The 11754-nt window shown below is 58.4% G+C and carries 12 protein-coding genes and 1 riboswitch; of the genes, 5 read left to right on the forward strand and 7 right to left on the reverse strand.

Annotated features, from left to right (window positions below; genetic code table 11):
* Positions 1-561: 561 nt before the first annotated feature.
* The 6 genes from RRF55_RS01585 to moaA all read right to left on the reverse strand — a co-directional run bounded on the left by RRF55_RS01585 (position 562) and on the right by moaA (position 4024).
* Positions 562-1266 (reverse strand): Bax inhibitor-1/YccA family protein, encoded by a 705-nt coding sequence (locus RRF55_RS01585; RefSeq protein ID WP_004142079.1) that lies wholly within the window; start codon positions 1264-1266, stop codon positions 562-564.
* 45 nt (positions 1267-1311) lie between these two features.
* A complete protein-coding gene (moaE, locus tag RRF55_RS01590; RefSeq protein WP_002895674.1) occupies positions 1312-1764 on the reverse strand; it encodes a molybdopterin synthase catalytic subunit MoaE in 453 nt (150 codons plus the stop codon).
* Position 1765: 1 nt separating this feature from the next.
* Positions 1766-2014 carry a molybdopterin synthase sulfur carrier subunit gene (gene moaD / locus RRF55_RS01595; RefSeq protein WP_032414705.1) on the reverse strand — a complete coding sequence of 83 codons (249 nt, stop codon included), beginning with the start codon at positions 2012-2014 and terminating at the stop codon, positions 1766-1768.
* Positions 2007-2495, reverse strand: a complete 489-nt coding sequence (gene moaC / locus RRF55_RS01600) for a cyclic pyranopterin monophosphate synthase MoaC (protein ID WP_032414703.1) — start codon at positions 2493-2495, stop codon at positions 2007-2009. Before moaC ends, moaD begins: the two co-directional genes overlap by 8 nt.
* A 3-nt stretch (positions 2496-2498) precedes the next feature.
* Complete coding sequence (gene moaB / locus RRF55_RS01605) at positions 2499-3011, reverse strand: molybdenum cofactor biosynthesis protein B (protein WP_002895668.1); 513 nt, start codon at positions 3009-3011, stop codon at positions 2499-2501.
* Between the two features lie 23 nt (positions 3012-3034).
* Positions 3035-4024 carry a GTP 3',8-cyclase MoaA gene (gene moaA, locus RRF55_RS01610; RefSeq protein ID WP_032415647.1) on the reverse strand — a complete coding sequence of 330 codons (990 nt, stop codon included), beginning with the start codon at positions 4022-4024 and terminating at the stop codon, positions 3035-3037.
* Positions 4012-4150, reverse strand: a riboswitch (molybdenum cofactor riboswitch). Its footprint overlaps the gene before it by 13 nt.
* A 208-nt stretch (positions 4151-4358) precedes the next feature.
* Here moaA and yvcK point away from each other — a divergent pair.
* The 4 genes from yvcK (at position 4359) to pmrB (ending at position 8781) form a co-directional block, all read left to right on the forward strand.
* Positions 4359-5264: a uridine diphosphate-N-acetylglucosamine-binding protein YvcK gene (yvcK, locus tag RRF55_RS01615; protein ID WP_004142092.1), complete on the forward strand. Its 906-nt coding sequence runs from the start codon at positions 4359-4361 to the stop codon at positions 5262-5264.
* Between the two features lie 104 nt (positions 5265-5368).
* Positions 5369-7009, forward strand: coding sequence for a phosphoethanolamine transferase EptA (gene eptA / locus RRF55_RS01620; protein WP_012068477.1), 1641 nt, complete (start codon positions 5369-5371; stop codon positions 7007-7009).
* Positions 7009-7680: a two-component system response regulator PmrA gene (gene pmrA / locus RRF55_RS01625; protein ID WP_023282313.1), complete on the forward strand. Its 672-nt coding sequence runs from the start codon at positions 7009-7011 to the stop codon at positions 7678-7680. The genes eptA and pmrA overlap by 1 nt, the downstream gene beginning before the upstream one ends.
* Positions 7681-7683: 3 nt before the next feature.
* Complete coding sequence (gene pmrB, locus RRF55_RS01630; RefSeq protein WP_439419081.1) at positions 7684-8781, forward strand: two-component system sensor histidine kinase PmrB; 1098 nt, start codon at positions 7684-7686, stop codon at positions 8779-8781.
* 248 nt (positions 8782-9029) lie between these two features.
* Here the strand turns inward: pmrB and uvrB are convergent, their stop codons facing one another.
* Positions 9030-11051 carry an excinuclease ABC subunit UvrB gene (gene uvrB / locus RRF55_RS01635; protein ID WP_002895655.1) on the reverse strand — a complete coding sequence of 674 codons (2022 nt, stop codon included), beginning with the start codon at positions 11049-11051 and terminating at the stop codon, positions 9030-9032.
* 411 nt (positions 11052-11462) lie between these two features.
* Between uvrB and RRF55_RS01640 the strand changes: the two genes are divergently transcribed.
* On the forward strand, positions 11463-11675 hold the full coding sequence (locus RRF55_RS01640) for a hypothetical protein (RefSeq protein WP_002895652.1): 213 nt from the start codon (positions 11463-11465) through the stop codon (positions 11673-11675).
* Positions 11676-11754: the final 79 nt, after the last annotated feature.

An 11754-nucleotide genomic window follows, 5' to 3' on the forward strand; every position in this document is an offset into this window, starting at 1 on the left:
CCGCCACCCGGCAGCACCACGGGTACCGTGTCTGATGCCATCGCCCGGCGGCGCTGCGCTTGCGCGGGCCTACGGAGTGTGAGCCTGTGAGAGGATCCTGTAGGCCGGGTAAGGCGCCTGCCGCCGCCCGGCAACATCACGGGTATCGTGCCTGATATCTCGCCCGGCGGCGCTGCGCTTGCGCGGGCCTACGGGGTGTGAGTCTGTGAGAGGAGCCTGTAGACCGGGTAAGGCGCAGCCGCCACCCGGCAATACCACGGGTACCGTGCCTGATATCTCGCCCGGCGGCGCTGCGCTTGCGCGGGCCTACGGAGTGTGAGCCTGTAGGCCGGGTAAGGCGCAGCCGCCACCCGGCAGCACCACGGGTACCGTGTCTGATGCCATCGCCCGGCGGCGCTGCGCTTGCGCGGGCCTACGGAGTGTGAGCCTGTGAGAGGATCCTGTAGGCCGGGTAAGGCGTAGCCGCCGCCCGGCAACATCAAGGGTACCGTGCCTGAAATCTCGCCCGGCGGCGCTGCGCTTGCCGGGCGTTCGGAGATGCAACCCCTTGATATAAAGAGGTTAGCGGCGGTTGCCCATAATACGCAGCAGCATCAGGAACAGGTTGATGAAGTCCAGATACAGCGTTAAGGCGCCGAGGATCGAGTATTTACGCAGCGTGGCGCTGTCGCGGGTATCAATCTGCTCGCCGATGTTTTTCAGCTTCTGGGTGTCATACGCCGTCAGACCGACAAACAGCACCACCCCAATATAGGTCACGGCCCACATCAGCGCCTCGCTCTTCAGCCACAGGTTGACCAGCGACGCCAGCACGATGCCAATCAGCCCCATAAACAGCATGCTGCCGAAGCCGCTCAGATCGCGCTTCGTGGTGTAACCATACAGGCTCATCGCCCCAAACATCCCGCCGGTGACCACAAAGGTGCTGGCGATCGATGAATAGGTATAGGCGATAAAAATGCTCGATAGCGTCAGTCCGGTCAGCGCCGAATAGAGCATAAACAGCGTGGTGGCCATCCCGGCGCTCAGCCGCTGCACCATTCCCGACAGCACAAACACCAGCGCCAGCTGGGCAATAATCAGCCCGAAGAAAGTGATTTTGCTCGAAAAGACGAACATCATCACCGCCGGAGTATTCGCTGCAAACCACGCGATAAACGCCGTCAGCAGCAGGCCGACCGTCATCCAGCCGTACACCTGCGCCATGTAAGTCTGCAGGCCGGTACGGCCCTGCACTATTGAATCGGAACGCGGATATCTGTCCATGACTCTCTCCTGATAAACAAAGTTTCACCCTGTAAGCGTATCACACTACCAGCGCTCTGCCGCCTGGCGATCGCTGTCGCGGGCGTCGACCCAGCGTTCGCCATCCGGCGTCGCTTCACGCTTCCAGAACGGCGCGCGGGTTTTCAGGTAATCCATAATAAACTCGCCGGCGGCGAAGGCGCTGCCGCGATGAGCGCTGGTGACGCCGACAAACACAATCTCTTCCCCCGGCCACATTTCGCCGATGCGATGGATAACCGTCACCCGGCCCAGCGGCCAGCGCTCGCGCGCCAGCTCGACAATTTCCGCCAGCGATTTTTCAGTCATCCCCGGATAGTGCTCGAGGGTCAGCGCCTTCACGCTGTCGCCGAGGTTGTGGTTACGCACTTTACCGGTGAAGGTGACCACCGCGCCGTCTTCATCGCGTTCCGCCAGCCAGGGATATTCCTCACTGACGCTAAAGCGCGCCGGGCTGACCACGATACGGGTTTGCGTCATGTCAGCCCCCCGTTACCGGTGGGAAGAACGCCACTTCGTCGCCGCTGGCCACTGGATGTTCGAAAGAGGTTAGCGTCTGGTTAACCGCCGCCAGCAGCTTGCCCTCCTCCAAGGCCAGCGCCCAGCGATCGCCGCGGGCGGCAAGCTGCTGACGAACCGCTTCGACAGTCGCCAGTTCGCTGGCATCAAGGGTCAGCGAATCGGTACCGACCAGCTCGCGCACCTGGGCAAAAAACAGAATCTTAATCATGGCATTCATCCACCTTAAAATCGCCGGACTTGCCGCCGCTTTTCGCCAGCAGGCGCACCGGGCCAATCACCATATCCTTCTGCACCGCTTTGCACATATCGTAAATGGTCAGCGCGGCAACCGAGGCGGCGGTCAATGCTTCCATCTCAACGCCGGTTTTCCCGGTGAGTCGGCAGAGCGATTCAATGCGCACCCGGTTATGTTCCGGCTGCGCCTGCAGATTGACTTCCACTTTGCTGAGCATCAGCGGATGACACAGCGGGATCAGCTCCCAGGTGCGTTTGGCCGCCTGGATCCCGGCGATACGCGCGGTGGCAAACACGTCGCCTTTATGGTGGCTGCCGTCGATAATCATCGCCAGGGTCGTCGCCTGCATTTCGACATAAGCCTCGGCGCGCGCTTCGCGCACCGTTTCCGCTTTGCCGGAGACATCCACCATATGGGCTTCGCCCGCGGCGTTAATATGGGTCAGTTGTGACATAGATTATTTCTTCAGGTGAGGAATGAAGTTACACGGACGGGTGCGGGCATCAAGCTGCGGGGCGATGATGTTGTCCCACGCCGTGCGGCAGGCTTTGGTCGAGCCCGGCATGGCGAAAATCAGCGTACGATTGGCGACGCCGGCCACGGCCCGGGACTGCAGCGTCGAGGTGCCGATCTCTTCGAAGGACAGCATGCGGAACACTTCGCCAAAGCCTTCGACCTCACGGTCAAACAACGGCAGCAGCGCTTCCGGCGCCTGATCGCCGTCGGTAAAACCGGTGCCGCCGGTGATCAGCACCACCTGCACGTTATCGCTGGCTATCCACGCCGATACCTGAGCGCGGATGGCGTAGCGATTCTCTTTGACAATCGCCTTCTCGACGACTTGGTGCCCCGCCTCCTGCGCCGCCTCGCGCAGCCAGTGACCGGAAGTGTCGTCCTCTTCGCCGCGACGGCTGGAAACGGTAAGAATAGCAATACGGGTCGGGATAAACTCAGCGCTAGCCTGGCTCATCTGAATGCTCCTTTCGAAAACGATTAACCGCCAATATAGGACAGGTTCTGCGTAATACCGGTGTTGCCCTGATGCAGGAAATGGGTCTGCTTTTTATGGGTTAAGGCTTCGGCGATCCGCGCCTCAAGCGCGGCCTGCTGCCGGTCTTCGGCCATCAGGTCGCGCAGGTCGACGCCGCCTTCGCCAAACAGGCACAGGTGCAGTTTGCCAACGGACGAGACGCGCAGCCGATTGCAGGTGGCGCAGAAGTCTTTTTCATACGGCATGATGAGGCCGATCTCGCCGGCGTAGTCCGGGTGACAAAAGACCTGCGCCGGGCCATCGCTGCGCTGGCGGATCTGATGGATCCAGCCGCGGCGCAGCAGTTCATCGCGCAGCACCATGCCGGAGAGATGGTGACGGCGGAACAGGTCGCTGCCTTCACCGGTTTCCATCAGCTCAATAAAGCGCAGCTGGATACGACGGGGTTGGATCCACGCGAGGAAGGTATCGAGCTGGTGATGGTTAACATCACGCATCAGCACGGTATTCACCTTTACCTTGTCAAAGCCGGCGGCGAAGACGGCGTCAATGCCGTCCATCACCTGGTGGAACTTATCCTGGCCGGTGATGGCATGGAACTGGCGGGCGTCGAGGCTATCAACGCTGACGTTAATCGCCGTCAGGCCGGCATCGCGCCAGCGTTCGACATCGCGCGCCAGGCGGTAACCGTTGGTAGTGACCGCAATCTGACGGATCGCTGGGTTTTCACGCACGGCGGCAATAATCTCGGTGAAGTCGCGGCGCAGGGAGGGTTCCCCACCGGTGAGGCGAACTTTTTCGGTGCCCAGCGCGGAGAAAGCGCGCGTAACCCGGCGTACTTCGTCTACGCTGAGAAAGCCATTGTTATTGACGGCGCCGGGCTTGTAACCGTTCGGCAGGCAGTAGGTGCAACGGAAGTTGCACACATCGGTAATCGACAGACGCAGGTAATAAAACTTACGCGCGAATGCATCGGTAAGCTGTGAGGCCATATACACCTTTCCAAATACGGGAGACGCGGTCATTTCTTTCCACGCCCTGGCGACAACCGGCGGCGTCGCGGCCAAATCGCCATATCTTTTGACACAGGCGAAGAGGCTAGAGTGTTAACAGGTTATGTCGATAGTAGCGCGTTACAGGCAGTTTCGCCATTGGCGATTTCGCTATATAATCTTATATATATCGCTATCTTCGTACATTTTCGCTACAGAATAGCCATAAATCATTTTTTTGCCTTGATGTCGGTCAGTTTGTCGGGCTCCTCCCATCGTCTTTTAGGGGTAGATCGGGTAGTGTGTGGCCGTTTATGTGAAATAAGGAATTTCTATGCGCAATCGTACATTCGCTGACCTCGATCGGGTGGTCGCGCTCGGCGGCGGGCATGGTTTGGGCCGGGTGATGTCCTCCCTCTCCTCGCTCGGTTCACGGCTGACCGGCATTGTCACCACCACCGATAACGGGGGTTCCACCGGGCGGATCCGTCGTTCGGAAGGTGGCATTGCCTGGGGCGATATGCGCAATTGCATCAACCAGTTAATTGCCGAGCCGAGCGTAGCATCGGCAATGTTTGAGTATCGTTTTGGCGGTAACGGCGAGCTTTCCGGGCATAACCTCGGAAATTTGATGTTAAAGGCGCTGGATCACCTGAGCGTGCGGCCGTTAGAGGCGATCAATTTGATCAGAAACCTGCTGAAAGTGGACGCTTTCCTGATCCCGATGTCAGAACAACCGGTGGATTTGATGGCGCTCGATCATGAAGGCCATGAAGTTTATGGTGAAGTGAATATTGATCAGCTTGATAATGTGCCGCAGGAGCTGATGCTCACCCCGCCGGTACCGGCCACCCGCGAGGCGGTGGAGGCTATTGCCGAAGCCGATTTGATCCTCATTGGGCCGGGCAGTTTTTACACCAGCCTGCTGCCGATCCTGTTGCTCGACGAGATGGCCCAGGCGTTGCGCCGCACCCCGGCGCCGATGGTTTTTATCGATAACCTCGGCAAAGAGCATAGCCCGGCCGCGAGGCTGTCGCTGGCGGAGCGCATCGCGATTATGGAGCGCTATGTAGGCAAGCGGGTGGTGGATGCGGTGATCGCCGGTCCAAAAGCCGATATCAGCGGCATTGACGACCGGTTGGTGATCCAGACGCCGCTGGAGGCCAGCGACGTTCCCTATCGTCATGACCGGGCGCTGCTCCGCGGGGCGCTGGAGAAAGCGATCCAGCTGCCGGGCTGATCCTGCGCGCCGGAGGCGGCCCTCTTCGGCGCACCTTAAAATCTTAAGGTTGTCTTAAAATAGGGCTGGCACTATACCCTCATCTTTTTCTGTGGGTGTGCATTATGTCGTTATTGCCTCTGCGTCGGCCGGTGGTCAGCCGCACGACTTATCTGATTCTCTTTGCTTGCTATATCGGTATCTGTCTCAACCTGGCTTTTTATCGCCAGGTTTTCCCGTTACTGCCGGTAAATAGCCTGCATAACTGGCTGGTATTCCTCAGTATGCCGATCGTGGCCATTAGCGTGATGAATATCCTCACCACTCTCGCCTCGTTCCTGAAGCTGGACCGGCTGGTGATTAGCCTGTTCATTCTGCTCAGCGCCTCGGCGCAATACTTCATCTGGAACTTTGGCGTGGTGATCGACCGCAGCATGATCACCAATATCCTCGACACCACTCCGGCGGAAAGCTTTGCTCTACTCTCCGGCGAAATGATTGCCGTCCTCGGCCTTTCCGGGGTTTTGGCGGTATTCATCGCCTGGTGGGTGAAAATCCGTAAGCCCGCCACGCGGTGGCGCGGCGCGGCGATGCGCCTGCTCAATATCGCCGTTTCGGCGCTGCTGATTATTCTGGTGGCCGCGCTGTTCTACAAAGATTACGCCTCGGTGTTCCGTAACAACAAAGAGCTGGTGAAATCCCTGAGCCCTTCCAACAGCATTGTGGCCGTGAACTCCTGGTATGCTCATCATCGGATGGACAACCTGCCGCTGGTGAAGATTGGCGAAGATGCCACGCAGAAAGCGGTGATGCATAACGCTCCCCGTAAGAACCTGACGATCGTCGTGCTCGGCGAGACTTCGCGAGCGGATAACTTCTCACTGGGCGGCTATTCGCGCGACACCAACCCGCTGATGCGGCAGGACGGCGTGATCTATTTTCCGCATACCACTTCCTGCGGCACGGCAACCGCAGTTTCCGTGCCGTGCATGTTCTCCAATATGCCGCGCGCGCATTATGACGAAGAGCTGGCGCACCATCAGGAAGGCGTCCTGGATATTCTACAACGCGCAGGGATCCAGGTGCTGTGGAACGATAATGACGGCGGCTGCAAAGGCGCCTGCGACCGGGTACCACACCAGAACGTCACCGACCTGAAGCTCACCGGGCAGTGCATCGATGGCGAGTGCTACGATGACGTCCTGTTCCATAATCTCGACAGCTATATCGATAACCTGCAACAGGATGGCATTATTGTGCTGCATACCATCGGCAGCCACGGTCCGACGTACTACAATCGCTATCCAGCGGCGTTTCGCAAATTCACGCCGACCTGCGACACCAATGAGATCCAGGGCTGTACCCGGGAGCAGTTGACCAATACCTATGACAACACCATCCTTTATGTCGACTATGTCGTTGATAAAGCGATAAAACTACTGCAATCTAAACAGGATAAATTTACCACTAGCCTGGTTTATTTGTCCGACCACGGCGAATCGCTGGGAGAAGATGGCGTCTATTTGCATGGTCTGCCGTATTCCATCGCGCCGGATACGCAGAAACATGTGCCGATGGCGCTGTGGCTCTCCGCCGACTACCAGCAGCGCTACGGCATTTCCGCGCACTGTCTGCAGCAGCGGGCGCAAAAAGAGAATTACTCGCAGGATAATCTGTTCTCCACCCTGCTCGGCCTGCTCGGCGTCAGCACCCGCGAGTACCAGGCGGCAGATGATATCTTAACGCCATGTAGAGAGGCTGGTTGATGAAAATCTTAGTCATTGAAGACGATGCGCTGCTGTTGCAGGGGTTAATTCTGGCGATGCAAAGTGAAGGATACGTGTGCGACGGCGTCTCCACCGCGCACGAAGCCGCGCTATCGCTGGCCAGCAATCATTACAGCCTGATCGTGCTGGATCTCGGCCTGCCGGATGAAGACGGGCTGCATTTTCTCTCCCGCATACGGCGGGAGAAAATGACCCAGCCGGTGCTGATCCTCACCGCCCGCGATACGCTTGAGGATCGCATTAGCGGTCTCGATACCGGGGCGGATGACTACCTGGTAAAACCCTTTGCCCTGGAGGAACTCAATGCGCGCATTCGCGCCCTGCTCCGCCGGCATAACAACCAGGGCGATAATGAAATCAGCGTCGGCAATCTGCGCCTTAACGTCACTCGCCGCCTGGTGTGGCTGGGTGAAACGGCGCTGGATCTTACGCCGAAAGAGTATGCCCTGCTGTCGCGGCTGATGATGAAAGCCGGTAGCCCGGTGCATCGCGAGATCCTCTACAACGACATTTACAGCTGGGACAACGAGCCGGCGACCAATACCCTGGAAGTGCATATTCACAACCTACGCGAAAAGATTGGCAAATCGCGGATCCGCACCGTCCGGGGCTTTGGCTATATGCTGGCTAACAACATCGACACGGAATAGACCATGGCTCTGTTTGCAACTGAAACCTGGACCATGCGCCACCGGCTGCTGCTGACCATCGGCGCCATCCTGGTGGTCTGCCAGCTGATAAGCGTCTTCTGGCTATGGCATGAGAGCAAAGAGCAGATCCAGCTGCTGGTGGCCAGCGCCATCGAAGGGCACAACAACCAGAAACATGTGGAGCATGAGGTACGGGAAGCGGTTGCCAGCCTGCTGGTGCCGAGCCTGCTGATCGTTGGCCTGGCGCTGTATATCAGCATGCTGGCGGTGCGCAAGATCACCCGCCCGCTTTCACGTCTGCAAAGCGAACTGGAGAACCGCACGCCGGACAACCTCACCCCTATCGTACTCAGCGAATCGGTGCCCGAAGTCACGGCGGTGACCACCGCCCTGAATCAGTTGGTTTCCCGCCTCAATCTGACCCTCGACCGCGAGCGGCTGTTTACCGCCGACGTGGCGCATGAGCTACGCACCCCGCTGGCCGGGCTGCGGCTGCACCTTGAGCTGCTGGCGAAAGTGCATGGCATGGGCGTCGACCCGCTGATCCAGCGTCTCGATCAGATGACCACCAGCATTTCCCAGCTGCTGCAGCTGGCGCGCGTCGGCCAGTCCTTCTCCGCCGGCAGCTACCAGCAGGTGCTGTTGCTGGATGACGTGGTAAAAGCCCTGCAGGACGAACTGGAGGCTATGCTGGCGCAGCGTCAGCAGCGGCTGCTGCTGACGGATATCGAAAACGAGACCGTCGTCTCTGGCGATGCGACGTTAATCCGCGTGATCCTGCGCAATCTGGTGGAGAATGCTCACCGCTACAGCCCTGAAGGGTCGACGATCCGCGTGTCGGTGAAAGCAGGCCTGATGCCGGTGATGGCGGTGGAAGATGAAGGGCCGGGGATCGATGAGGCGAAAAGCGGCGAACTCAGTAAAGCCTTCGTGCGCATGGACAGTCGCTACGGCGGCATTGGCCTCGGACTGAGCATCGTCACGCGCATCGCTCAGCTGCATGACGCCCAGTTTTTTTTGCATAACCGACAGCCAGGGCCAGGGGTCCGCGCGTGGGTGCTATTCCCGCAGCGCGGGGGTCAGAACGTCAGCACCCATTGATGGAAGAAGGCAACAATAATGACCAGGGCGGTGGCGACCGCCAGATATTCACGGAAGTTAATTTTTTGCATGGGCGCTATCCTCATCAGGTTGAAGATAGTGTCGCCTGGCGAGATTAAGCAAACATTAAGAAGGCCGCAACGCGGCCTTTTTTCTTCTCAAATGTTTGTTATCTGGCAAGCAGGACGATAAGAGAAGCGCGCCTTCACTATACCCCGCACGTCCACTCCGCCAGTCTGCGCCCAGAATCAGGAGGCGGCGATAAACAGCTCGCGCAGCTGATGCAGCTGGTCGCGTATTTGCGCCGCCTCCTCAAACTCGAGGTTCTGCGCGTGCTGCATCATCTGCCCTTCCAGCTCGTGGATTTTCTGCTGCAGCGCTTTTGGCGTCATATCCACAGCGCTAAGCCCGGCAGGCTCAACGGCCTTCGCTTTACCGCGCCCTTTGGCTTTGGTTTTCGCCAGGCCCTGGCCCAGCTGCAGGATATCCACCACTTTCTTATTGAGCCCCTGCGGCACGATGCCGTGCTCTTCGTTGTAGCGCTGCTGTTTCTCCCGTCGACGCTCGGTCTCGCCAATGGCTTTGGCCATGGAGGGGGTGATCTTATCGCCGTAGAGGATGGCCTTGCCGTTGACGTTGCGCGCCGCGCGGCCGATAGTCTGGATCAGCGAGCGTTCAGAACGCAGGAAGCCCTCTTTATCCGCATCCAGGATCGCCACCAACGACACCTCAGGCATATCCAGCCCCTCACGCAGCAGGTTGATCCCCACCAGCACGTCAAACTCGCCAAGACGCAGGTCGCGGATGATCTCCATGCGCTCGACGGTGTCGATATCCGAGTGCAGATAGCGCACGCGCTCGCCGTGCTCCTCAAGGTACTCGGTTAAGTCCTCCGCCATCCGCTTGGTGAGAGTGGTGACCAGCACGCGCTCGTTGATGGCCGTGCGCAGGCGGATCTCTGACAGCAGATCGTCGACCTGAGTCGCCACCGGGCGCACTTCGATGATTGGGTCAAGCAGACCGGTCGGCCGCACCACCTGATCCACAACCTCGCCGCCGGATTTATCCAGCTCATAGGCGCCCGGGGTCGCCGACACATAGATGGTTTGCGGCGCCAGCGCTTCGAATTCTTCAAACTTCATCGGCCGGTTATCCAGCGCCGACGGCAGGCGGAAACCGTATTCCACCAGCGTCTCTTTGCGCGCCCGGTCGCCCCGGTACATACCGCCGATCTGCGGCACCGTGACGTGGGATTCGTCAATCACCAACAGGCCATCCGCCGGCAGATAGTCGAACAGGGTCGGCGGCGGCTCGCCGGGCCCGCGCCCGGAGAGAAAGCGCGAGTAGTTTTCAATGCCCGAGCAGTAACCCAGCTCGTTCATCATTTCGAGGTCAAACTGGGTACGCTGGGTTAAGCGCTGCTCTTCCAGCAGCTTGTTGTTGGCCAGCAGCACCTTGCGCCGCTCCGCCAGCTCCAGCTTGATCTCTTCCATCGCCTGGACGATGCGCTCCCGCGGCGTCACGTAGTGGGTCTTGGGATAAATGGTATAGCGCGGCACCGTCCCTTCGACGTGGCCGGTGAGCGGGTCGAACAGCGACAGACGCTCGACCTCTTCGTCAAACAGCTCAATGCGCAGAGCGATATCGTCGGATTCCGCCGGGAAGACGTCGATCACCTCGCCGCGCACGCGAAAAGTGCCGCGCTGGAAGGCCTGATCGTTGCGGGTATACTGCAGTTCGGCCAGACGACGCAGGATCGCTCGCTGGTCAATCAGCATACCGACCGTCAGATGCAACATCATTTTCAGATACAGGTCCGGGTCGCCGAGGCCGTAGATCGCCGAGACTGACGCCACCACCACTACGTCGCGCCGCTCGAGCAGCGCTTTGGTGGCCGACAGACGCATCTGCTCAATATGTTCGTTTACCGAGGCGTCCTTCTCAATGAAGGTATCTGAGCTGGGAACGTAGGCTTCCGGCTGATAGTAATCGTAGTAGGAGACGAAATACTCGACGGCATTCTCCGGAAAAAACTCTTTCATCTCGCCGTAGAGCTGAGCCGCCAGGGTTTTGTTTGGCGCCAGCACCATCGTCGGCCGCTGCAGGTCGGCAATCACGTTGGCGATGGTAAAGGTTTTACCGGAGCCGGTAACCCCCAGTAGCGTCTGATGCGCAAGCCCATCCTCCAGCCCCTCTTCCAGGCGGCGGATGGCTTCCGGTTGGTCTCCGGAGGGGCGAAAGGCGGAATGCAGTACAAACGATTTACTCATCAATCAGAACCTGAAAAAAGAATTAGCGGCCGGTGTTTAATTCTACCCCCCGGGCCGTTTTTTGCCAATAAATTATACTGGATATTTAAACAGTGCGTACTTATGATAACGCCACAAAAGGGTCTTATTGGCCGGCAAGCTGGGTGCAAAACGCGCGTCAGACGGAATAATCCTCCGGCCGCCAGGGTTATCCCCAGAAAATTTTACCTTTTAACATTTGTCAAGCGGACGGATTAAACTTTTATGGCAGCAGATGACGCTTTTCTTACACCCATTGATTTTATCTAACAAGCTGATATTTAAGATCTTTAAAGAAAAGACGCCTTTCGCGCCAATTCAGCCGCAAGCCGCGTACGCTCTAGCTTGCCGCAGGTTTTCTAACTCTAATACACAAGGTTATCCACAGGAATAGTGGATAACTGTCCGCAGCCCAAGACCACCGCCGCCCGGCGCCTGTCGCCTTTTGCGGTCAACCGCGTGGCGAAAAATTTTTATCGAACTATTTTTGATAACTATCCGCTTAAAGCCGCTCGATTTTTGCTGCTTTTTGCACCACCCTTTAGCGTCGGGCACCGGAAAAGTGCAGCCCCGGCGCTGACGAGGCCCGATGGTATCGGCGTTTAGCGCTTTTTTCCGAGCGTTCTTTTTCCTGGCAAGAGTTTTGCAGCATCTTTCTGTCGCCCTGACGCCAGGATAAGGAGAA

Origin of the sequence: Klebsiella sp. K47 (genome assembly GCF_051858335.1) — a bacterium.
In the GTDB taxonomy this organism is placed as follows: domain Bacteria; phylum Pseudomonadota; class Gammaproteobacteria; order Enterobacterales; family Enterobacteriaceae; genus Klebsiella; species Klebsiella pneumoniae.